Origin of the sequence: Burkholderia cepacia (assembly GCF_029962485.1) — a bacterium.
Classification (GTDB): domain Bacteria; phylum Pseudomonadota; class Gammaproteobacteria; order Burkholderiales; family Burkholderiaceae; genus Burkholderia.
Genome location: NZ_CP073638.1, coordinates 2,474,810 through 2,496,745, shown reverse-complemented (window position 1 = coordinate 2,496,745; position 21,936 = coordinate 2,474,810). Strand labels below are relative to the sequence as shown.

Genomic DNA, 21,936 nt, shown 5'->3' with positions numbered 1-21,936 from the left:
GGTGCCATATCGTGCGCCCGCGGCGCTACGCTAAAATAGCGGCCCTCTCAAAAACTACGACGGCCGGTTGTCGCGGCCGTCGTGTCCGATGGATGTCATGGCCAAACTTCTGAACGATCAAGAATTCCAGCGTTTCTCCGAACTTCAGCAGAAGCAGGCAAGCTTCACGATCACGCCCGACGAAGCGGACGAGCTGCGCGATATCGTCGCGCGCGCGCAGCAGAAGCGCGACGATCGTGCCGCCGCAATGCAGGCGATCGAAAACTACATCGAGCAGTTCGACATCACGCCCGACGAACTCTTCTCGCCTGAACAGATCGGCGACGCGGCCCGCACCTACGGGCTCATCACGGCGACCAAGAAGGAACGCACGCTGCCGCCGTCGATCACGTTCAACGGCAAGCCGTACCAATGGACCAAGACGCTTCCGGACGACGTGCGCGGCGCGCTGTTCGAAGCATTCACGTCCGGCGAGTCGGTCAAGCGCTTCATCGCGATGCCGAAAGACACCGCACGCTGTGCGCTGACGATCGCCCGCCTCGAGCGCGAAACCGGCGCCGTCTATGCCGATCCGCACCTCGAGGAACTCGCGATTTCGCGCGATCAGGTGAACGACGCAGCGTCGAAACTCGCCGCGTAAATGGGGCCTCGGGCACGGTTCATGCGTGCCCGAACCCCGGCGTGACGCCCGCATTGACTGGCGCTGCGCCCCCGGGAGCAGTGCCTCCGCCTGCTCCCGAAAAGTCTCACCTCAGCCTCCCGAAAGCGCTCACCGACACCTCCCGAACAAGCTCACCTCAAGCTCCCGGAGACGCTCACCAACGCCTCCCGAATGTCCTCACCGGATGCTCCCGCAAGCGCTCACCGATGTGTCCTGGAAAGGCTCACCAGCGGCTCCCGCAGGGGCTCACCGGCCGCTCCCGGGAAGGCTCACCACACGTGCCCGTATCAGCTCACCACACGTTCCCGTAAACACTCACTTGCAGCTCCCGAAAAATCTCACCTTTACGGTCGATCCGAATTGGCGAGGCCAGAATGCGGTGCGCAAAACGCTTGAACACATCGCGTAAAACGGCCGCGTGGAGAGGTAATGCGGCGATCGGCAAGCCCCTTCGGACACGGTCTGGACCAGCGTGACAAACTGAGTCGATACGTTTCGCGGGCCTCATCCAGAAACCCGCTCCAATACTTTGCATTCCTGAACGAATACGTTCGCAACACGGCGAATGGCAGGAGACATCCACCTGCATACCGATGCCTCCCGGCTTCGCGCAGCCGGCCAACGCTACGGCTGCAACTTCATCCTGAAGCCCACAACGCCAGGCTCCTCCGTCGTCGACACCGCAAAACCGCACGACTTCGCGAGCGAGATCATCGCCGAGTTCTCGCGCAGCGCCTCGCCGATCATCCAGGCGGTTCCGCGCGAGCGCGCGTAGTCGATGATGCGAGCCATCATCAGCCTGCCGAGCCCTTTGCCCTTCTGATCGGGGCGTACCGCGATCGCGAACTCTGCTGTCTCGTTGTCGGGATCGGCGACCGCGCGCGCCACCGCGAGCGTGTGGTCACGCCCCGACACATCGGTGAACGACACGATGAAAGCCATCTCACGGTCGTAGTCGATCTGCGTCATGCGCGCCACCTGCGAATGATCGAAGCTGCGCACCGCGCCGAAGAAACGCATCCGCAAATCGTCCGGCGTCATCGCGCCGAGCAGTTCGTTGTGCGCGGCCTCGTCTTCCGGACGGATCGGGCGGATCGTCACCGTCTCACCGCGCCACTCGAGCGTCTGTTCGAGGTGCCGCGGATACGGCATGATCGCGAGCCGGCTGCGACCCGTGGCCAGCGTGATGCGTGGCGCGATCACGCGCGCGCCATCGGACAGCACGCGCAGCGTGACCGACAGCGCGACGACTTCGCGCACGTCGCACACGACCTGCGACAACGCCGTCAACGCGTCGAGCGTCGGCTCGACGGGTGTGCTGCGCGCATATGGCGAGCGCTCCATCACCGCGCGCGCGAGCACGGTATTCAACGGCGGCAGGCCGTAGACGACGAATGGCGCCGAGACGCCGTCCGCAGGGGGTACGGCATAGCGAAACACCGGACCGAAGTTCGAATCGTCGTACATGTCGACCGTGACATCGACGACTTTCTTGCCGACCGGCTCGGCAGCCTGCTCGCCATGCAAACCGAAATGGGCAAGCCAGCGCAATGCGGCGTCGCCGGCCAGTTCATGCTGGCCGGTTTCGACCATTCGGCGTGCCTCCGCCTGCGCGGACGCGACGCATTCGGCCGGCTGCGGCGGCGTGCCTTCGGGCGTCTGCATCAGCAGTTGCCGCCCGAGGTTGTAGTCGACGAGACGTGCATACGCGCGCGCGAGCCGCTGCGGTGTCGTATGAACCGGAATGCCGTTCGCGTGCAGCGCATCGCGCGTGGCCGCGTCGACCGCACCGAAGAAGCACGCGAGGATGCCGCGATGCGCGTACTGCCGCGAGTCGATCAGCGTGCGCGCGACCGACTCGGCCGGCGCACTGTGGGATGTCGAATGGACGACGAACAGCGCGCCCGTTTGCGGGAACGGCGCAAGCGCCTTGATCGCCGCGGCAAAGTGCTCGGGGCGTGCATCGTCGCCCAGCGTCAGCGGATTGCCGGGCGCCGCGAGATGCGGCAGCGCGGCCGACACGGCCGACGTTGCCGCCGGCGACCAGTCGGCCAGCGCGACGCGTACCTCCGCGACCGCATCGACCGCCAGCTTCGCGACACCGGCATCGCTGGTGACGAGCGTCGCCGCGCCACGCGCGGTAACGCGGCCGACGCCCAGCGTCTCGATCTCGTCGAGCAGATCGTCGAGCGCATCGACACGCACCATGCCCGCGCGCTGGAACGCCGCCGTATAGAGTGCATCGCCGGGATCGGCACGCCCGGTGCGCAACGCGAGGACCGGCTTGTTGCGCGCAGCCGCACGCGCGGCCGACATGAACTTGCGCGCGGCGCGCACGGTATCGAGTTCGAGCAGGATCGCGCGCGTGCCGGGATCGCTCGCCAGATAATCGAGCACGTCGCCCGCATCGACGTCGGACTCGCTGCCGAGCGCGACGACATGCGAAAAGCCGAGGCCGCGCGCATCGGCCCAGCCGAGCACCGCGTTCGTCAGCGCATTCGATTGCGACACCCACGCGACGCCGCCCGATCGCGCCGTATACGCCGGCGCACCGAAATGCGCATGCCGCGCGGGAGACAACACACCGAGGCTACCGGGCCCGACGATACGGAGCACGAACGGCTTCGCCGCCTTCAGCGTGCGATCGACCGCGGCGCGATCGGCATCCGTGCGCGCCTCGCCGACGATCACCGCGACGCGCGTGCCGAGCTCACCGAGCTTGCGCACGATGCCGGCCCAGGTTGCGGGCGGCGTGCAGATCACGGCAACCGACGGCGCCGCGGGCAGCCGGTCGACGTCCGACACGACCGCATGCTCGTTCAACTCGCGATACTTCGGGTTGACGGGCCACACGGGCCCCTGGAATGCGCCGTCGAGCACGCGCGACCACACCATCGCGCCGATACTGCCCGCACGCGACGACGCGCCGACGACTGCAACGGACTTGGGCTGGAACAACGCATCGAGATGGCGAACGGTCACATCGGCTCCCTGCGGTGACGAAAGACGACACGATCGGCATCCGGCCCGAGAGGCCGTGCGCCGATCGACGCGAACCCCAAGCATAGGCGAAGCGCATGCGGCTGCCTATATGCCGAACGGCTGACTATTCGACAAGCGTCAACGCCCGCACCATGGATCGGCAACACACGCGGCAACGCATCGCCGCACGGTGCAGACAACGCCGCACGACGCGGCGGCCGCTTCCTCAAAGGTGAGGATTTACAGGAGCCATGGTGAGTATCTACGGGATTTGCACGACGCAGTACGCGAACACGCGAAAGGTGATGAGAATCCACGGCACGCATGCACCGCGAAAATCGCGAATGCCAATGCGCATGCGCGGCGTAATTGCACGTTTGTTTACGGGAATTCGCCGCGATATACGGCCGAATCGCGGCGAATTCGCAAAACGGGATCCGTTAATTGCGCGGCATTGCGCATCCATTCGCCAGGGAAAATCACCCGGCGACTGCGCAAAAACAAAACGGTGCGACGGCCGCATGGCCATTCGCACCGTCAGCCGGCACACCAAAGGTGAGGATTTTCGGGAGTCAGTCCTTGATCAGGAAACGCGCGCGATTCTTGCCAAGCCAGGTCGGCGCCCGCCCGCGGCCACTCCACGTTTCGCCGGTCTTCGGATTCAGGTACTTCGGCGGCAGCGACCGCTTCGGCTTCGCGGCGGCAGCGACGGCGGACCCTATCGGACGAAAACCGAGTTCCTCCGGCGTAATGTCGTATTCCTCGATTTTCGCGCGGATTTCGGCAATCGCGTCGGCAATCGCCTTTTCACGTTCCTTGTCGATCTTTTGCTGAAGCCGTTCGAGCTGTACGGACAGTTGCCTGTAGGTCGCCATATGGATGGGACTCCGTGAGTGTTATTCGTGAAAAATAGGTAACACCAAGCAAACAAAAAAGCGCTTCGCCCGAACGTGGTCTCCTCAGCCGGTCATTCCAGGATCAATAGCCGCTTTTCTTCTTGCATGCGAAGAGAAGATTTCGCACAGCGTCATCAGTCGATTGCTGGATCACTTCGAAATCCCCGTTGCACATCGCCCGGGCATTGTCCGTGCAATTGCTCCAGTCGCTGCCGGTGCATTGCACCTGCGTCGTCGGACGCCCGTCCGAAGTGAACAGCGGCGCGCTGCCGCCACATCCGCCGAGCCCGGCAACCAGAGCCAACAATGCGGCCGCCCGAGACCGCCGACAGACCGACGCAAGCATGTGTTTCATTGTTCTTCCCGTCAACCTTTTTTTGAATGTCGCGAGTATGCCATGCGCGGCCCTTCCCCCGTCAGTTCGGCACACGGTCCGGCTGCCCACGCGCCTTGTACGGCAAGCTCCGGCGCGGATCGTCGGTGATGCGAACGAAAACCTGCTCGACGTCCGGAAGCGCCTCGAATTCGCGCTGCAGCGCCTGGCGATCGAACGCCGTCTCCGCACACCCTTCGACGTAGATGAAACGTCGCTGCACGGTGATCCACAGGCTCGTGCCGCGCAGGCGATCCGAACCGGCGAAATGCGCCTTCGCGGCATCGGCGATCGACGCGTCATACATATACGAGTTCGGCTTCGTGCAGCGGTGGGCGAGCCAGCAGGTCGTGCCGCGCTCGGCGCGGTAATGCGCGTCGTCCGTCATCTCGGCGTGCGTCATCCACGGGCCAAGCGGCAGTGGGCATTCGGCCACGTCCCGAGACAACGCGACGAACGGATCGTTGTACCAGTTGCGCCGCGCCTCCGGCGCGTCGGCGTCGCCGGACTGCGCGAGCACGGAAGTCGCCAGCAACATGGTCAGCCACCCTGCGATACCGATCCGCTTCATCGTGATCTCCTGTTCGATGCCTCACGTCCGGCCGGATCGGCATCGCCGATCGGCCTACCGGTCGATGCCCAGCGCCGCCAGCTTCTTGTAAAGCGTCGCACGGCCGATCCCGATGCGCGTGGCTGCCTCGACGACCTTCCCGTCACAGGCCGCCAGCGCATCGGTCAGGAACTGGCGCTCCCACGCCGCCAACGCATCGGCATACGAAGCGACCGGCGCACCGGATGCACCCGATGCATCGCGCGCGCGCGGCTCGACCGGCGTCGTGGCCACCCGCTGCGCGGCCGCCGCGCCGTCCGGCGAAAGGCGCACCGGCCCGAGAAACGGTGCGAGCGCGCGTGCATCGATCACCGAACGATCCGACAGCATCAGCGCGCGTTCGAGCGTATTGCGCAACTCGCGCACGTTGCCGGGCCACGGATACGCGCACAACATCCGCAGCGCATCGTCGGTCAGTTCGCAATGCGCGGCGCGCCCGTGCTGCGCAGCCAGTTCCTCGAGCGTCGCGTAGACGAGCGCCGCGATGTCGGATGCGCGCTCGCGCAGCGGCGGCGCATGGATCGTCAGCACGTTCAGCCGGTAATAGAGATCCGCGCGAAAACGCCCGGCCGCGACGAGCGCCGGCAGGTCGGCGGACGTCGCGGCGATGATCCGGACGTCCGCGCGCACGATGCGGTTCGAGCCGACCGGCTCGAACTCCTTGTCCTGCAGCACGCGCAGCAGCTTGCCCTGCAACGGCAGCGGCATGTCGCCGATCTCGTCGAGAAACAGCGTGCCGCGATCGGCCAGCTCGAACTTGCCGATGCGCCCCTTGCGGTCGGCGCCCGTATACGCGCCGGGCGCCGCGCCGAAGAATTCGGTTTCGAGCAGCGTATCGGGAATCGCAGCGACGTTGACCGTCACGAGCGGCTGGAGCGCACGCGCCGACGCCGCGTGGATCGCGTGCGCGAGCAGTTCCTTGCCGGTGCCCGTCTCGCCGAGCAGCAGCACCGGCGAATCGACCTGCGCGGCCCGCCGCGCCTGACGCTTGGTTTCGAGGCTCGCGGCGCTCGTGCCGACGAAACTCGCGAACGTGTATTTCGCGCGGCGCGCCTGCGCGAGCGAACGCTGCGTCGCGATCAACTGCTGCTGAAGCTGCGCATAGCGGGAAATGATCGGCGTGAGCGTCTTCAACTGGTCGAACAGCGCAAAACCGATCGCGCCGACCGTCTCGCCCGCCTCGTTCTTCAGCGGCAGGCGCGTGACGACGAGCGGCTCGCGGCCCGTCTCCATGATGTCGAGCAGGATCGGCTGCCCGGTCGACACGACCTCGCGCATCAGGCTGTTCGGAATCACGGCTTCGCAGTCGAGGCCAACGGCCTGCTGCGGATCGGCGAAGCCGAAGCGTGCCGCGTAACGATCGTTCATCCACACGACGCGCGCATCGCGATCGACGACCACCGTGCCCGCGCTCGAATCCTCGAAGGTCCGGAACAGCGACTCGGCGGCGCGCCGCAGCACGTCGCCGTAGTTGACGGGCAGGCGGGCCCAGTCGTTCATCATCGTGTCTTCGTCTCCGTGTATTTTCGACCGGATGTCTCCGGAACGAGACGGATTATCTCACTCTGGAGACACGCCGCAAGGCGTTGTCCGGGAAAGACCTGCCCGATTTCACGGGCCGGCCGGACGGCCATTTCGTCTCCCGATGGAGACGTTTTATATAGAATCGTCAGACATAGGCCGGCGCGGGCCCGCCAGCCTCCGGCGGACCCATGTCCGGCGGCGCAATCCGGCCGATGGCACGAAACCTGCACGAACCTGAGCCGGTCCGCGGCGCATCGCGCGATCGAACAACAACCAAAGCCATTAGGAGACTCCCTTGTCTTTCGTGATCGTCCTCGCCGCGCTGGCGTTCCTGATGTTCGCCGCGTATCGCGGCTACAGCGTGATCCTGTTCGCGCCCATCGCCGCGCTCGGCGCGGTGCTCCTGACCGAACCCGCCGCCGTCGCACCGGTCTTCTCCGGCATCTTCATGGAGAAGATGGTCGGCTTCGTCAAACTGTATTTCCCGGTCTTCATGCTCGGCGCCGTGTTCGGCAAGGTGATCGAACTGTCCGGGTTCTCCGAGTCGATCGTCCATGCGGCGATCCGCTACATCGGCCGCTCGCGCGCGAATGCGGTGATCGTCGCGGTGTGCGCGCTGCTCACCTATGGCGGCGTCTCGCTGTTCGTCGTGGTGTTCGCGGTCTATCCGTTCGCCGCCGAACTCTACCGCCAGAGCAACATCCCGAAGCGGCTGATGCCCGGCGCAATCGCGCTCGGCGCGTTCTCGTTCACGATGGATTCGCTGCCCGGTACGCCGCAGATCCAGAACATCATCCCGACCACGTTCTTCAAGACGACTGCCTGGGCCGCGCCCGCGCTCGGCACGATCGGCTCGCTGTTCATCATCGTCGTCGGCCTCACGTATCTCGAATGGCGCCGCCGTTCGGCCATGGCGAAGGGCGAAGGCTACGGCACGTCGCTCGTCAACGAGCCGGAGCGCGTCGAGGCGACGTCGCTGCCGAATCCCGCACTGGCGATCCTGCCGCTGATCCTCGTCGGCGTGTCGAACTTCGCGTTCACGAAGCTGATCCCGCAGTGGTACGGCGCCGCGTCGTACACGGTCGCGCCGGACGTGCTGCCGGGCGTGCATGCGCCGGTCACGGCGTCGATCAAGACCGTCGTCGCGATCTGGTCGGTCGAGGCCGCACTGCTGCTCGGCATCGTGCTGGTCGTGCTGACCGCGTTCAAGCGCGTCAGCGACCGCTTCGCCGCCGGTTCGAAGGCCGCCGTCGGCGGCGCGCTGCTTGCCGCGATGAACACCGCGTCGGAATACGGCTTCGGCGGCGTGATCGCCGCGCTGCCGGGCTTCCTCGTCGTCAGCGATGCGCTGAAGAGCATCCCGAACCCGCTCGTCAACGCAGCCGTGTCGGTCAGCTCGCTCGCCGGCATCACGGGTTCCGCGTCGGGCGGCATGAGCATCGCGCTCGCCGCGATGTCGGACCTGTTCATCAAGGGCGCACAGGCCGCCAACATTCCGATGGACGTACTGCACCGGGTCGTCGCGATGGCCAGCGGCGGCATGGACACGCTGCCGCACAACGGTGCGGTCATCACGCTGCTCGCGGTCACCGGCCTCACGCACCGCGAGTCGTATCGCGACATCTTCGCGGTCACCGTCATCAAGACGCTCGCCGTGTTCTTCGTGATCGCCGTGTACTACACGACGGGGCTCGTGTAAGTACCTGCCCGGGGCGGCGTTTCGTACGCCGCCTCCCGCCGCACCTGCGCTTCAGGATCGGACCGCATGCGAACCGGAACGGATTCCGGAATTCGCACCCGGTCCGATTTCATTGCCCCGCTCGCGAACCCGGTCGAATCCGTACCCGCCGGGCGCTTGCGTAGCGGCCGCGCCGCGATTCGGCGTCCGCCCAGGCACACCCATTGTTACCCGCAACAAAACACTGCGTTGGGCGCGATCGCATTTTTCGCACGCGTGCTCCGGCCTACACTGGGTTCAACGTCGCACGGCGCTTCGACGAACGAAGTGCAGCGATTCACCGGAATCCTGGAGGTCCCGATCATGAAGCGCCTGATCCAAGCCGTTGCCATTACTCTCGCCATCTCGGCCCCGCTCGCCGCGCAAGCCCAGTCGAACCAGCCGCTGACGCGCGCGCAGGTGCGCGCCGAAGTCAAGGCGCTCAAACAGGCCGGCTTCCAGTCGAGCGACTGGTTCTACCCGGCCAGCATCGTGTCCGCCGAAGCGAAGATAGCCCGCCAGCACGACGCCGGATACGGCAGTGACCGCGGCGCGTCGTCGGAGTCGGGCCAGTAATCCAGCGTCCGGCCCGCTCGACGATGCACCCCTGCGTCGTTACGCCTTCACGGGCTGGATCAGCTTCGCGCATGCCGCTGCCTGCGGATCGCCCGCGGGCAGTTTGCCGCATACGCCGTCGAACTGCTTCACGACCGACCTGACCGACGCATCGTGCGCGCCGCTGCCGCGCCAGCGGTTCAGTTGCGTGACGACCTTGGTCAACGCGCGCAGGTTCGCGCCGTAGAACGCGTCGCGGGTCTTGTCGGCCTGCGCGAGCACACTCGCGGCAATCCCCTCGATACGTGCCGAATCGTCCGGCGCCAGTTGGACCGCATTCGCAAAGTAGGTGGCGCCCCAGCGCAGCTTCGTCGCCGGCCCGCTCGCCGCGTCGTATGCCTTGCGATACCAGTCGAGCGCGGCGGCCTTGTCGCCGCGCGCCTTCGCATTCGCGGCCAGCCCGGACATGAAGTAGTACGGCGTGGACGAACGCGGCAGCTCGGCCTTCAACAATGCATCCGACTCGTCGTACAGCCCCGCGTCGGTCAGCGTGTCCGCGCCTTCGCTGACGAGCGCCTGCCGCTCGTACGCGTTCGCGGCGCCCTGCACCGACGCGGCGATCTGCTTGCGTGCGGTATCGGCCAGCGCCGGTGCGGCGAGCGGCGCGCCCTTGCGCGCGTCGTCGCGCGCGAGCAGCACGCGGCCGTGCAATGCCATCAGCCGGTCGATCGGCGACAGTGTCGTGTCGGTCGACAGGCGCGCGAGCGCCGTGTCGTACGCGCCGCGCAGCTTCGCGCGCTGCGCGTCGTCGCTGCCGAGATACGCGACCACGCGCGCGGGCGCCGCGACCAGCACGTCCGAATCGGCCCGCGACAGCACCGGATCGTGCAGCACGGTGCGCAGCGAATCGGCAAGCGCCGCCTTGTCGAGCGCACCGGCCTGCGCCGGATCGTCCGATGCGGCGACTACCGCCGACTTCAACGCGAAGCGTGCCGCTTCGGCCTTCGCACCGGCCGCCCGCGCGCGTTGCGCGAGCGACTGCAGCGTCTCGGCGACGCGATCGGCCGGCACCGGCAGTGCGCCGTCGGTGTCCCACGAATAGTCGGCCAGCAGGCGCCATTCGTCCGGCGTCAGCGACGCGCCGTTCTTCAGCGCCGTCGCCAGCGTCTGCCGCACCGGGTGGGCCGCCGTCATCCCGAGCGACAGCGCTTGCATGTAGCGGTCGAGATCGGCTTCGCCCGGCAGCCGCGTCACTTCGGTACCGTCCGGGCGGAACAGGATCATCGTCGGATAACCGTGCACCTTGAAACGCTCGCCGAGCTTCTGCGCGCTTTCGGTATCGCCGTCGAGATACACGGGCACGAAGAACGACGAGCGCGTCTTGAAGGCCTGCTGGCTGAAGATCGTCGACTTCACCTGGTTGCACGACGGGCACCACACCGCGCCCCAGTACAGCAGCAGCGGCTTGCCGGTGCGTTTCGCGAGCGCGAACGCGGCATCGACGTCGCCGTGCTGCCACGCGATACCGGGCGGCAAATGTGCGCCATCTGGCGATGCGCTCGCCACCGGAGCGCCGGCGGGCGTGGCAGCGGAAAACGCCGCACCCGCGGCGGTGGCGAACAGGCAGGCGGCGGTCAGATTCCGGAGGGCGGTTTTCATCGAAGCGGGTTCCGTTGAAAGAGACGGCGCGAAACGATGGCCGTGAAGCGACGACGATGAAGCCGGCGCGGTGTGCAACGCCACGCCAAGCCGGCGTCGAATCGGAAAAAGCGAACGCCGGCCGAAACGGCCGGCAAATCGTTCAACGATACGACGCGTGAAGCCAGTGGAAAACGAACGAATTCTCGAATGAATATGACGCGCGGCATGCGCCGGCGCATGTGCTCACATGCGCGTCCGCACGCGCATCACTCGCGGCCCTTGATCCGCGCCATGTGATACACGGATGCATGCACGCCGTCACGCAACGCGTAGCCCGGCGATTCGCCTTCGATCCGGAAACCGTGCTTCTCGTAGAGCGCGATCGCCGCGCGGTTGTCGGTGAATACGGTCAGCTCGAGACGCGTGAGGTTCAGCCAGCCTTCCGCGAGATCGATCGCGGCCGCGAGCAGCCGTGTGCCGATGCCGTGCCCATGCCGGGCCGCGTCGACCATCATGCCAAGCCCCGCGGCATGGCGCCGGCGCGGATTCGGTTCGAACTCGAGGCCGAGATGGCCGACCACCGTGCCGTCGATTTCGGCGACGAGGCTCACGCCGCGCTCGTGCGCGTTTGCGAGCCGCTTCTGCCATTTCTCGAGCGATGGAAACGGATACTGCAGCGTATTCCTGTACACCGCGGGATGCGCGGCGATTTGCCGGATCGCGTCGACGTCGTGCGTCTCGCTGTGCCGGATCGTGATGTCGGTCATGGGTGGGCCGGTTCCGAAAAATCGCGCTGAAGGCGCGGACTGCGCGTGTGCGCGGCAATGTGTCGAGCTTATCCGATTTCACGCATTTGAAACATGGGTGTCACGTCGCCTCGCGTCAAGTTGCACCCGCAACGAACGTGGCCCATGGATTCGAGCGGAATCCGGAAAATTCTGACCGGTCGCGCATGTTCCGCCCGGTAATTTCTTACCTTTTTCGATCACGCATCGCGCCTTGGCAAATCGTTGCGCACGCAACGTCATAAACGCGACATGCGATGTCACGCCTTCATCACGTCGACGTCATGTCGTCTCCCTAGACTAGGCGCCGCCCAGCCCGGCATGCGCCGGGCCGGTGTGTGCCGACACCGACACCCTGCCCCGCGCATCACGAGCGCGCGGCGCACGGGATCACGACGACGGCCGCTGCCTTCGCTCGACACCGCGTGCCGAACGCGATGCGCGCACCTCCGCCACATGCAGCCGACGCACCCGAACGCACACGCAGCGCGGATCGTCCCAGGGGGGACGACGCACGGGCGCCCCAGACGAAGTCACGAACGCTCCCACCATCACAGGATCCGAACGCCATGACGTCACGCCGTAAATTCCTTCAGCAGACCGCCACTTCCGGCCTCGCTGCCGCCGCGCTGTCCGCGTTTCCGCCGAGCATCCGCCGCGCGCTCGCGATCCCCGCGTTTCATGAAACGGGGACCATCAAGGACGTCAAGCACGTCGTGCTGCTGATGATGGAGAACCGCGCGTTCGATAGCTACTTCGGCACGTTCAAGGGCGTGCGAGGCTACGGCGACCGCTTCGCGGTGCCGTCGCCGAACGGCCGCGACGTGTTCTACCAGTCGTACACGAAGGCGACGCCCGCCACGACCGTGACGCCGTATCACCTCGACGCGAGCCAGGGCAACGCGCAGCGCGCGGGCGGCACGCCGCACACGTGGGCCGATGCGCAGGCTGCGTGGGATCACGGCCGGATGAACCGCTGGCCCGACGCGAAGACGCCGCTGTCGATGGGCTATTACGACGCGGCGGAAGTGCCGTTCCAGCGCGCGCTCGCCGATGCGTTCACGCTGTGCGACCACTACCACTGCGGGATGCACACGGGCACGATCGCGAACCGCCTGTTCTACTGGAGCGGCACCAACGGCCCGAACGGCGTCAGCCCGGCCGACGGCAGCCGTGTGAAGATCGCCGCGCTGAACAACCAGTTCAACGGCGGCAACGACATCGGCCCGTCGAGCCAGGGCTGGACCTGGACGACCTATGCCGACCGGCTGCAGCAGGCCGGCGTGAACTGGAAGGTCTACCAGAGCCTGATCGACAACTTCGGCTGCAACGAGATGATGAGCTTCCGCCACTGGCGCGCGGCGATCGAGCAGATGCCGGCCGCGCGCCGGCCCGCCTACGTCGCGTCGACGGACATCACGCAGCCGGTGACGGCAGCCGGCGCGTTCTACGACCCGGCGATCGATGATCCGCTGAGCCCGCTCGCGAAGGGTTTCGGCAACACGATGCCGTACGGCTTTCTCGAAACGTTGCGCGACGACATCCGCAACGGCACGCTGCCGGAAGTGTCGTGGATCATCCCGCCGTCCGCGTACAGCGAACACCCGGGGCCGTCGAGCCCCGCGCAGGGCGGCTGGTACGTGCAGGCCGTGCTCGATGCGCTGACGGCGAACCCGGAGGTGTGGAGCAAGACCGTACTGCTGGTGAACTACGACGAGAACGACGGCTTCTTCGACCACATGCCGTCGCCGGCCGTGCCGTCGCGCAACGCCGACGGCACGCTCGCGGGCGGCCATACGCTGCGCGATACCGATGTCGCCGCCGAATACCACGACTTCACGCCGGCCACGTCGAGCCAGCCGGCCAGCGACGGCCGTCCGTACGGCCCGGGCCCGCGCGTGCCGATGTGGATCGTGTCGCCGTGGAGCCGCGGCGGCTGGGTCAACTCGCAGGTGTTCGACCACACGTCGACGCTGCTCTTCCTCGAGAAGCGCTTCGGCGTCGCGGAGCCGCAGATCAGCGCGTACCGCCGCGCGGTGTGCGGCGACCTGACGAGCGCATTCAACTTCCACTCGCCGAACAACGAACCGCTGCCGACGCTCGCGGGCCATACGACGAAAAGCCAGGTCGACGCGCTGAGCGCCGCGCAGCAGGCCGCGCCGAAGATCGTGCCGCCGACCTCCCCGGCCCTGCCCACCCAAACCACCGGCGTGCGCCCGTCGCGTGCGCTGCCCTACGAGCTGCATGCGAGCGCGCGCACCGATGCCGGCGCCGGGACGGTCACGCTGAAATTCGCGAACACGGGCCGCGCCGCCGCCGTGTTTCACGTCTATGACAAGTTGCACCTCGACCGGCTGCCGCAGCGCTACGTCGTCGAGCCGGGCAAGACGCTGCACGGCGACTGGGCCGCGCGCGCCGACAACGGCGGTAAATATGACCTGTGGGTGCTCGGCCCGAACGGCTATCACCGCCGCTTCACCGGCGACCTGAGCCGCCTCGCCGGCGCCCGCGCGCCGCAGCCGGAAGTGCGCGTCGGCTACGCGGGCGCGAGCGGTAACCTCCACCTGCGGCTGCGCAACGACGGCGGCGGCACGGTGCGCTTCACGGTGAAGTCGAACCAGGTCTACGGCCCGCTGTCCGGCCGCGGCGGCAGCGACGGCCACGGTCATGGCCATGGCGACGAGGACGGCAACAGCCAGGGCCGCGGTAACGGCCACGGTACCGGTACCGGTACCACGTGGACCGTCACGGTACGGGCCGGCGACCAGGCCGAGCTGCACTGGAAACTCGACTCGACCGGCCACTGGTACGACTTCATCGTCACCGCCGACAGCGACGCGAGCTTCTCGCGCCGCGTGGCCGGCCGCGTCGAGACCGGCCGCCACTCGGTCAGCGACCCGGCGATGGGGCTCGCCGACCGCTTCTGACGCCGCCGCGGCGACACGCATCGCACCGCGTGTCGCCGCGCGCGCCGTCACGGCCGCGAACGCCGGTCACGCGCCGGCCGCGGCGGCGGCCGATCCGGCTGAAACGCCCGCCCGGCTTGGCTCAAACATCAGAAGGATCGGTGGTGTAGCCCTCATTTCACCGCACGAAAATGCTCCGTCTTGCGGCCCGTTCGCGTTAAACTGCGTGAAGCTGTATTCAACAAAGTCATCTTTGCCGTTACGGCATCCACGACACGATACGAGGATAGGTTCGATGCGCACTACCGGCTCATCCGGGGCAATGACCCTGCTCACCGAACACGACCCGGCCGACGGCCGCGAACTGCGCTCGCTGCGGCTGGAAGCAACGAGCGACGGTAAAAGCGTGCTGCTGATCGAGATCGACGAACGCAAGCCCGGCATCCACCGCGAGGTCCGCTACGAGATCACGCCGGCCGAACTGATCGCGGCGATCCGCTCGCACGGCGCCGAGCTGCCCGGCGAAAACCACGGCGCCGCCTCGCTCGCCCGCACCCTCTCCTGATTCCGATCGGTGAGCCGCGCGCAGCGCGCCGGCTCACCGGCATCCCCCTGCCGCCGTCAGGCGCTTTCCGTCATTCCCGCGGTTGTCTTGAAAAAGGCCGATAATCGGCCCATCTGTGTTTCCTGCCCACGCGTTTCCTTTTCGGCCAGCCGTCATGCTCCTACGTGACCTCGTCGCCCAGTACGGGCCGCTTCTCGTGTTCGCCAACGTGCTCGCGGCGGCCATCGGCCTGCCGGTGCCCGCGATGCCGACGCTCGTGCTGTTCGGCGCGATGGCCGGGATGCACCCGGAAATGATCGGCTCGCAACTGGTGACGGTGGTGGCGCTGTCGGTGTTCGGCGCGCTGATCGGCGACACCGTCTGGTACATCGCGGGGCGGCGCTACGGCGGCACGACGCTGAAGACGATCTGCCGGCTGTCGCTGTCGCGCGATACGTGCGTGAGAAAGACCGAACGCTTCTTCGGCCGCTACGGCGTGCGCGTGCTCGCGGTCGCGCGCTTCATTCCCGGCCTGTCGCTGGTGTCGGTGCCGATGGCCGGCGCGCTCGGCACGCGCTATCGCACGTTCGCCGGCTACGACGCGCTCGGCGCCGCACTGTGGACGATCGTCGGGCTGGTCGCCGGCATCGTGTTCTGCCAGCAGATCGACTGGCTGTTCGCCGGCGCGAGCCATCTCGGCCGCGCGGTGCTGCTGGTCATCGTCGCGCTGCTGGCGATCTATGCGGCCGTGCGCTGGATGCGCCGCCGTGCACTGATCCGCCAGCTCGCCCATGCGCGAATCGGCGTCGACGAACTCGAAAACCTGCTGCGCGACGACGCCGCGCCGGTGGTGCTCGACGTGCGCTCGCCCGAACACCGCAAGCTCGACCCGTTCTCGATTCCCGGTGCGCAGTTCGCCGACGAGCGGCAGATCGCCGACATCGTCGCGCGCTATCCGTTCTCGCAGAAGTTCGTCGTGTATTGCTCGTGCCCGAACGAAGTGACGGCCGCACTGATGGCGAAGCGACTGCTCGACGCAGGCTTCACCGATGCGCTTGCGCTGCGCGGCGGCCTCGACGCATGGCGCGACACGGGCCGCCAGCTCACGTCGCTCGCGGAAGAAATGCCCGCAGCGAACGATCCCGTCGCGGGGTTGCACAAGCCGGCCTGAGCGCACTGCTGTCAGGCCGGCTGCGCGATGCGGGGGAACCGGTGTCCCCCTTCTTCGATCAGAACGCGTGCAGCGGCAGGTTCACGACCAGACGGTACTCGCGGTTCGTTGCGTCCGAGTAGTGCGCCGAACCGTTGTGCCACATCGCGATGAACGTGACCTTCGTGTCCTTCAGCTTGCCGCTCTGGAACGTGTATGACGGGATGAAGCCAAACTCGTGGTGACGGCCCTGCACCGGCGCGCCGTTGCTCCAGTAGATGCTCGACTTGCTCGGGTCGTTGGCCGCACCCGCGCTGCCGTCCGCACCCCAGCCCGTCACGCCCCAGACCATCGCCTTGAAGCCCGGCAGGCCCGCTTCCTTGCCGTAGAACGTGTAACGCAGCTGCAGCGACTTTTCGTGCGGCGCGTTGTAGTCGACGTCCATCGAGTTGGTCAGGAAGATGCCGTTCGTTTCGTTCAGGTAGTCGAAGAACTGGTCGCCGAGCACCTGCTGGAAGCCGAGCAGCAGCTCGTGCGGGCCGTGCTGCGCGGCCACCGACAGGCTGTATGCGTTGTTGTCGATCTTGCCCTGCAGCGCATCGCCCGTGTCATGCGTCGAGTAGACGTTGCCGAAGCCGGTCCACTTGATCGTCTGCGGGCTGCCGATGCTGTGCTTCACCGACGCGTAGTACTGGTGCCACACGTCGTCGGCCTGGTTCGCGTACAGCGCGACTTCGCCGTTCGGCGAGTAGTCCCACGTGCCGCCGACATACGACAGGCGGTTGATGCGCGTGCCGCCGTACTGCGTCGTCAGGTTGGTGAGCGTCGTGTGACCGCGCGCGTCGGTCTTCGTGAAGCTGCCGGCCTCGAGCATCACGTTCTTGAATTCATTGCTGACGATCGTCGCACCGAGGAACGTCGGCGGCAGCGCACGATTGTCGTGCTGCTCCATGAACGGGTTGTCGACGGCCTGCAGACCGTACTTGACCACCGTGTTCGAGATACGCGCCTTGATGTCGTAGATGCCCGGGTACGCCCACGCGAGCTGGTTGCCGCCGCCGCCGCCCTTCGCGATGTGCACCATGCTGCCGGCGCCCTGGCCGCCGTCGAGCTTCAGCGCCGCATACAGCGATGCGTCGAAGCCGATGCCGATCAGGCCCGTCGTATAGCCCGACTCGAAGTTCGCCATCGCGCCCTGGACCCACGCGTGGCGATGCGGCCCGCCCTTGCTGTCGAGCACGTCCGAGTAGTTGCGGAACAGGAAGTCGAGATGGCTGTCGGCAATGAAGCCCTTCGACTTCGACTGCGCCGACGGCTCGTCGGGCGGCGTGACGGCCTGGGTCGCTTCGGCGTTGATGATGGCGTTCGGGGTCGATGCCTGCGCAACGGTCGTGGCCGTACCGGCGGCCGGTGCGGCCTGCGCCATCGTCAGCGGCGCGGGCGCCGCGTCGTCGGCGTGCGCCACGCCCGTCAGCGAGACGCCTGCGAGTGCCGGCAGTCCCCATGCAAGCAGCATCTTCGATGCCGTCCCGATCGTCTTCTGTTTTTTCATCGTCATTCTCGTCTTGTTTGATATCCGTCCACGCCAGTCGCGATCCGCTCCCGGCCCCCCGGCGCGCCCGGTTAAGGACGCGCCTTTACCCGCGACGCGAAGATCATTCGCGCCGCCACTGCCCCTGTTGACCTGCCTGGTTTTATTTGCCCAGCTACTTCACTTCACGCCACACCCGCACGGATGCACGCGACACGCGCCGCCGACCCCTGCCGAACTTCCGGCAGCGGCACGTCCTGCGCGCATGCGTCGATCGCGACCGGGCAACGCGTGCGGAACGCGCAGCCGGACGGCGGGTTGAGCGGCGAGGGCATCTCGCCCGCCAGCAGCATCGGACGGCGAGCACGCTCGCGCGCCGGCTCCGGCGTCGGCGCCGCATCGAGCAGCGCCTTCGTGTACGGGTGCTGCGGCACGCCGTACACGTCATGCCGCGTGCCGAACTCCATCACGCGGCCGAGATACATCACGAGCACACGCTGGCTGATCGCCTTCACCACGGCGAGATCGTGTGCCACGAACAGATAGGACAACGACAGTTCGCGTTGAAGATCGCGCAGCAGGTTCACGATCTGCGCCTGGATCGACACGTCGAGTGCCGACACCGGTTCGTCGCAGATCACGAGCTTCGGCTCGCCGATCAGCGCGCGTGCGATGCCGACGCGCTGGCACTGCCCGCCCGAAAATTCATGGGGATAACGTAGCAGGTGATGCGCGTTCAGGCCGACGCGTTCGAGCATCGTGACCACGCGGCGGCGCACTTCGGCGCGGCCGAGGCCAGCCTGGTGCGTGACGAGCGGCTCGGCCACGACCTGTTCGATCGTCATGCGCGGATCGAGCGACGCGAGCGGATCCTGGAAGATCATCTGCACTTCGCGCCGCATCGCTGTGCCGCGCAGGTGATCAGGCGTGACGGCGTCGCCGCGCCACTTCACCGTGCCGGCCGTCATCGGCACGAGGCCGATCAGCGCGCGCGCAAGCGTCGACTTCCCGCAGCCCGATTCGCCGACGAGACCGACCGTCTCGCCGCGTTTCACGTCGAACGACACGCCGTCGACCGCGCGCAGCGTGCCCTTCGGCGACCACGGATAGCCGCCGAGCGGCACGCGGAAATGCACCTTCAGATTGTCGACGGACAGCAGCGTGTCGCCCGTCGCGCCGGCATCGCGGCGTTCATTGACGCTCATCGCAGACCTCCCGTCAGATCGGCCACCGGGCGGTGGCAGGCGCGCACCGCGCCCACGGCGCCATAGGTTTCGAGCGCGGGGCGCGTCGCGCCGCAGCGTTCTTCCGCATACGTGCAGCGCTTCGCGAACGCGCAGCCGGCCGGCGCGGTGCCGGGCATCGGCGGGTTGCCGGGAATCGCGACGAGCGGCGCATCGTCCGCGTCGGTCAGGCGCGGCAGCGCATTGAGCAGGCCGATCGTGTACGGATGCGACGGCGCCGCGAAGATCGATTCGGCCGGTGCGTATTCGACGGTGCGGCCCGAGTACATGACCATCACGTCGTCCGCGAGGCCGGCGACCACGCCCATGTCGTGCGTGATCAACACGATCGCGGTGCCGCGCTCGCGGTTCAGTTCGCGCAGCAGGTCGATGATCTGTGCCTGCACGGTCACGTCGAGCGCGGTGGTCGGCTCGTCAGCGATCAGGATTTCCGGCTCGGACAGCAGCGCCATCGCGATCATCACGCGCTGCCGCATGCCGCCCGAGAACTCGTGCGGATACATGCGGATGCGGCGCGCCGCGTCGGGAATGCGCACCGATTCGAGCGCCTCGATCGCGCGCTTCGTGGCTTCCTTGCGCGACAGCTTGCGATGCAGCTGCAGCGTCTCGGTCATCTGCCGCTCGATCGTCAGGAACGGATTGAGCGACGTCATCGGATCCTGGAAGATCATCGCGATCCGGTCGCCGCGCACCGCGTTCAGCGCGCGCGTGTCCATGTCGAGCAGGTTGTCGCCGCGGTAGCGCGCGGCGCCGGTCGTCGTGCCGTTGCCGGCCAGCAGGCCGAGCAGCGCCATCACGGTCTGGCTCTTGCCCGAGCCCGATTCGCCGACGATGCCGAGCGTCTTGCCGGCCTCGAGCGAGAACGACACGCCGCTCACGGCGTCGATCGGCGGTGCGTCCTTGCGCGTGAAGCGCACGCCGAGGTTGTCTACTTCAAGCAGTGCAGCCATTTCAGCGATCCTTCGGGTCGAGCGCGTCACGCAGGCCGTCGCCGACGAAGTTCACGCAATAGAGCGTCACGCACAGCATGACGGCCGGGGCCAGCAGCAGCCACGGCATGGATTCGAGTTTCTGCGCGCCGTCCTGGATCAGCACGCCCCAACTCGTCATCGGCTCCTGCACGCCGAGGCCGAGGAACGACAGCACCGATTCGGTCAGCACGATGCCCGGCACCGAGACCGTCGCGTACACGACGACCACGCCGAGCAGGTTCGGCACGACGTGGCGCAGCACGATCGAGGCCGGCGTCACGCCGATCGCGCGCGCCGCATCGACGAACTCGCGGTTGCGCAGCGACAGCGTCTGGCCGCGCACCACACGCGCCATGTCGATCCACGAAAACGCGCTGATGGTCAGCACGACCAGCATGAACGAGCGGCCGAACAGGGTCATCATCAGGATCGCGATCAGCAGGTACGGGATCGCGTACATCATGTCGACGATGCGCATCATCACGGAGTCGACGCGGCCGCCCGCGAAGCCCGCGGTCGCGCCCCATGCGACGCCGAACAGGCCGGACACGAGCGTGCCGAGCACGCCGACCTCGATCGACACGCGGCCGCCGATCAGCGTGCGCACGAGCAGGTCGCGGCCGAGCTCGTCGGTGCCGAACCAGTGCTGGTTCGCCCAGGTCGGCGGCAGGCTGATCGCGCCCCAGTCGCTCGCGGCGGGATCGGCCGCGAGCAGCCACGGGCCGACGAAGCAGGCGAGCGTGACCAGCGCCAGCAGCACGAGGCTGAACACGGCTGCGCGGTTGTGAAGGAAACGCGCCATCGCGAGCGCGAGCGGCGAGCGCGAACGCGGCGGCGAATCGGTCTGCACGGGCAGACCGACGACGGGGGTAGTCGGAGTCATCGCGGTGCCTCGCTCAATAACGGATGCGCGGATCGAGCCACGCATATGCGAGGTCGACCAGCAGGTTGAACAGCACTGCGCAGACGGTGGTCAGGACGACGAGGCCGAGCACCAGCGTGTAGTCGCGGTTGATGGCGCCGTTCACGACGAGCTGCCCGAGGCCCGGCAGCGCGAACACCGATTCGGTGACGACGGCCGCCGTGATCGACGAGATGCAGACCGTGCCGAACAGCGACACGACCGGCATCAGCGCGGGCTTCAGCGCATGGCGCAGCACGATCGTCGAGCCCGGCAGGCCCTTTGCGCGCGCGGTGCGGATGTAGTTGCTCGACAACGTCTCGATCATCGAGCCGCGCATCACCCGCGCGAGCAGCGACATGTTGATGAAGGTCAGCAGCACGATCGGCAGCAGCCGGTATTGCCAGCCGCCGTCGCCCCAGCCGCCCGCCGGCAGCCAGCCGTTGCCGGCCGACGTCTTCAGCAGGATCGCGAAGATCCACACGAGCACCGGGCCGAGCACGAACGGCGGCACGACGTTGCCGACGTTGCCGATCAGCATCACGACGCGGTCGACGAAGCTGTCGCGGCGTACCGCCGCGACGGTGCCGAGCAGCACGCCCAGCCCGATCGAGATCGGGATCGACACGCCGCCCACGCCGAGGCTCACGGGCAGCGCCTTCATCACGAGGTCGTTCACCGACCAGTCGACGTAGCGGAACGACGGACCGAGATCGCCATGCAGCAGCGAATCGAGGTACATCAGGTACTGCTTCCACAACGGTTGATCGAGGTGGTACTTCGCGTTCAGGTTCGCGAGCGTCGCGGCGGACAACTGCTTTTCCGTATCGAACGGACCGCCGGGCGTGAAATGCAGCAGCAGGTAGCAGACGGTGACGACCGCGAGGATCGTCGGCACCGCCCACAACGTGCGCCTCAATGCGTAGGCCAGCATGATCGCTCCGC

General features: G+C 67.0%; 18 protein-coding genes. 6 read left to right on the top strand and 12 right to left on the bottom strand.

Annotated elements, in window-relative coordinates; all coding sequences use genetic code 11:
* Positions 1-88 precede the first annotated feature (88 nt).
* Positions 89-640 carry a hypothetical protein gene (locus KEC55_RS27670; protein ID WP_282508286.1) on the top strand — a complete coding sequence of 184 codons (552 nt, stop codon included), beginning with the start codon at positions 89-91 and terminating at the stop codon, positions 638-640.
* Positions 641-1,285: 645 nt separating this feature from the next.
* Here the strand turns inward: KEC55_RS27670 and KEC55_RS27665 are convergent.
* The 5 genes from KEC55_RS27665 to KEC55_RS27645 all read right to left on the bottom strand — a co-directional run bounded on the left by KEC55_RS27665 (position 1,286) and on the right by KEC55_RS27645 (position 7,025).
* The gene (locus KEC55_RS27665) at positions 1,286-3,643 is read right to left on the bottom strand and encodes a GNAT family N-acetyltransferase (RefSeq protein ID WP_282508285.1); all 2,358 of its coding nucleotides are present in this window, start codon (positions 3,641-3,643) and stop codon (positions 1,286-1,288) included.
* A 572-nt stretch (positions 3,644-4,215) separates the two neighbouring features.
* Positions 4,216-4,518 carry an H-NS family nucleoid-associated regulatory protein gene (locus KEC55_RS27660; protein WP_176047711.1) on the bottom strand — a complete coding sequence of 101 codons (303 nt, stop codon included), beginning with the start codon at positions 4,516-4,518 and terminating at the stop codon, positions 4,216-4,218.
* Positions 4,519-4,621: 103 nt separating this feature from the next.
* The gene (locus tag KEC55_RS27655) at positions 4,622-4,894 is read right to left on the bottom strand and encodes a hypothetical protein (RefSeq protein WP_282508284.1); all 273 of its coding nucleotides are present in this window, start codon (positions 4,892-4,894) and stop codon (positions 4,622-4,624) included.
* A gap of 61 nt (positions 4,895-4,955) precedes the next feature.
* Positions 4,956-5,483, bottom strand: a complete 528-nt coding sequence (locus KEC55_RS27650; RefSeq protein WP_282508283.1) for a BON domain-containing protein — start codon at positions 5,481-5,483, stop codon at positions 4,956-4,958.
* A gap of 54 nt (positions 5,484-5,537) precedes the next feature.
* Positions 5,538-7,025 (bottom strand): sigma-54 interaction domain-containing protein, encoded by a 1,488-nt coding sequence (locus KEC55_RS27645; protein WP_282508282.1) that lies wholly within the window; start codon positions 7,023-7,025, stop codon positions 5,538-5,540.
* Between the two features lie 316 nt (positions 7,026-7,341).
* On the opposite strand from KEC55_RS27645, the gene KEC55_RS27640 reads away from it, so the two are divergent.
* Both KEC55_RS27640 and KEC55_RS27635 read left to right on the top strand, forming a co-directional pair.
* On the top strand, positions 7,342-8,745 hold the full coding sequence (locus KEC55_RS27640) for a GntP family permease (RefSeq protein WP_176047715.1): 1,404 nt from the start codon (positions 7,342-7,344) through the stop codon (positions 8,743-8,745).
* 342 nt (positions 8,746-9,087) lie between these two features.
* Complete coding sequence (locus KEC55_RS27635; RefSeq protein ID WP_282511443.1) at positions 9,088-9,339, top strand: DUF4148 domain-containing protein; 252 nt, start codon at positions 9,088-9,090, stop codon at positions 9,337-9,339.
* A gap of 39 nt (positions 9,340-9,378) precedes the next feature.
* On the opposite strand, the gene KEC55_RS27630 is transcribed toward KEC55_RS27635, so the two are convergent.
* Both KEC55_RS27630 and KEC55_RS27625 read right to left on the bottom strand, forming a co-directional pair.
* Complete coding sequence (locus KEC55_RS27630) at positions 9,379-10,977, bottom strand: thioredoxin family protein (protein WP_282508281.1); 1,599 nt, start codon at positions 10,975-10,977, stop codon at positions 9,379-9,381.
* A gap of 248 nt (positions 10,978-11,225) precedes the next feature.
* Positions 11,226-11,726: a GNAT family N-acetyltransferase gene (locus KEC55_RS27625; protein WP_282508280.1), complete on the bottom strand. Its 501-nt coding sequence runs from the start codon at positions 11,724-11,726 to the stop codon at positions 11,226-11,228.
* Positions 11,727-12,313: 587 nt separating this feature from the next.
* Between KEC55_RS27625 and KEC55_RS27620 the strand changes: the two genes are divergently transcribed.
* The 3 genes from KEC55_RS27620 (at position 12,314) to KEC55_RS27610 (ending at position 16,365) form a co-directional block, all read left to right on the top strand.
* Positions 12,314-14,671, top strand: a complete 2,358-nt coding sequence (locus KEC55_RS27620; RefSeq protein WP_282508279.1) for a phosphocholine-specific phospholipase C — start codon at positions 12,314-12,316, stop codon at positions 14,669-14,671.
* Positions 14,672-14,945: 274 nt separating this feature from the next.
* Positions 14,946-15,215, top strand: a complete 270-nt coding sequence (locus KEC55_RS27615) for a hypothetical protein (protein ID WP_282508278.1) — start codon at positions 14,946-14,948, stop codon at positions 15,213-15,215.
* 154 nt (positions 15,216-15,369) lie between these two features.
* The gene (locus KEC55_RS27610) at positions 15,370-16,365 is read left to right on the top strand and encodes a DedA family protein/thiosulfate sulfurtransferase GlpE (protein WP_282508277.1); all 996 of its coding nucleotides are present in this window, start codon (positions 15,370-15,372) and stop codon (positions 16,363-16,365) included.
* A 58-nt stretch (positions 16,366-16,423) separates the two neighbouring features.
* Here KEC55_RS27610 and KEC55_RS27605 read toward each other — a convergent pair whose 3' ends face one another.
* The 5 genes from KEC55_RS27605 to KEC55_RS27585 all read right to left on the bottom strand — a co-directional run bounded on the left by KEC55_RS27605 (position 16,424) and on the right by KEC55_RS27585 (position 21,925).
* Positions 16,424-17,896, bottom strand: a complete 1,473-nt coding sequence (locus tag KEC55_RS27605; RefSeq protein ID WP_282508276.1) for an OprD family outer membrane porin — start codon at positions 17,894-17,896, stop codon at positions 16,424-16,426.
* A gap of 164 nt (positions 17,897-18,060) precedes the next feature.
* Positions 18,061-19,080, bottom strand: a complete 1,020-nt coding sequence (locus tag KEC55_RS27600; protein ID WP_282508275.1) for an ABC transporter ATP-binding protein — start codon at positions 19,078-19,080, stop codon at positions 18,061-18,063.
* Positions 19,077-20,069: an ABC transporter ATP-binding protein gene (locus KEC55_RS27595; protein WP_282508273.1), complete on the bottom strand. Its 993-nt coding sequence runs from the start codon at positions 20,067-20,069 to the stop codon at positions 19,077-19,079. Before KEC55_RS27595 ends, KEC55_RS27600 begins: the two co-directional genes overlap by 4 nt.
* Before the next feature lies 1 nt (position 20,070).
* Positions 20,071-20,973 carry an ABC transporter permease gene (locus tag KEC55_RS27590; RefSeq protein ID WP_282508272.1) on the bottom strand — a complete coding sequence of 301 codons (903 nt, stop codon included), beginning with the start codon at positions 20,971-20,973 and terminating at the stop codon, positions 20,071-20,073.
* 13 nt (positions 20,974-20,986) lie between these two features.
* Positions 20,987-21,925, bottom strand: coding sequence for an ABC transporter permease subunit (locus KEC55_RS27585; protein ID WP_282508271.1), 939 nt, complete (start codon positions 21,923-21,925; stop codon positions 20,987-20,989).
* Between the last annotated feature and the right edge of the window lie 11 nt (positions 21,926-21,936).

Bases quoted from the DNA above. Each gene is read 5' to 3' on its own strand.
- KEC55_RS27670 (WP_282508286.1), top strand. From the start codon at position 89: ATGGATGTCATGGCCAAACTTCTGAACGATCAAGAATTCCAGCGTTTC.
- KEC55_RS27660 (WP_176047711.1), bottom strand. From the start codon at position 4,518: ATGGCGACCTACAGGCAACTGTCCGTACAGCTCGAACGGCTTCAGCAA.
- KEC55_RS27655 (WP_282508284.1), bottom strand. From the start codon at position 4,894: ATGAAACACATGCTTGCGTCGGTCTGTCGGCGGTCTCGGGCGGCCGCA.
- KEC55_RS27650 (WP_282508283.1), bottom strand. From the start codon at position 5,483: ATGAAGCGGATCGGTATCGCAGGGTGGCTGACCATGTTGCTGGCGACT.
- KEC55_RS27645 (WP_282508282.1), bottom strand. From the start codon at position 7,025: ATGATGAACGACTGGGCCCGCCTGCCCGTCAACTACGGCGACGTGCTG.
- KEC55_RS27635 (WP_282511443.1), top strand. From the start codon at position 9,088: ATGAAGCGCCTGATCCAAGCCGTTGCCATTACTCTCGCCATCTCGGCC.
- KEC55_RS27630 (WP_282508281.1), bottom strand. From the start codon at position 10,977: ATGAAAACCGCCCTCCGGAATCTGACCGCCGCCTGCCTGTTCGCCACC.
- KEC55_RS27625 (WP_282508280.1), bottom strand. From the start codon at position 11,726: ATGACCGACATCACGATCCGGCACAGCGAGACGCACGACGTCGACGCG.
- KEC55_RS27620 (WP_282508279.1), top strand. From the start codon at position 12,314: ATGACGTCACGCCGTAAATTCCTTCAGCAGACCGCCACTTCCGGCCTC.
- KEC55_RS27615 (WP_282508278.1), top strand. From the start codon at position 14,946: ATGCGCACTACCGGCTCATCCGGGGCAATGACCCTGCTCACCGAACAC.
- KEC55_RS27610 (WP_282508277.1), top strand. From the start codon at position 15,370: ATGCTCCTACGTGACCTCGTCGCCCAGTACGGGCCGCTTCTCGTGTTC.
- KEC55_RS27605 (WP_282508276.1), bottom strand. From the start codon at position 17,896: ATGAAAAAACAGAAGACGATCGGGACGGCATCGAAGATGCTGCTTGCA.
- KEC55_RS27600 (WP_282508275.1), bottom strand. From the start codon at position 19,080: ATGAGCGTCAATGAACGCCGCGATGCCGGCGCGACGGGCGACACGCTG.
- KEC55_RS27595 (WP_282508273.1), bottom strand. From the start codon at position 20,069: ATGGCTGCACTGCTTGAAGTAGACAACCTCGGCGTGCGCTTCACGCGC.
- KEC55_RS27590 (WP_282508272.1), bottom strand. From the start codon at position 20,973: ATGACTCCGACTACCCCCGTCGTCGGTCTGCCCGTGCAGACCGATTCG.
- KEC55_RS27585 (WP_282508271.1), bottom strand. From the start codon at position 21,925: ATGCTGGCCTACGCATTGAGGCGCACGTTGTGGGCGGTGCCGACGATC.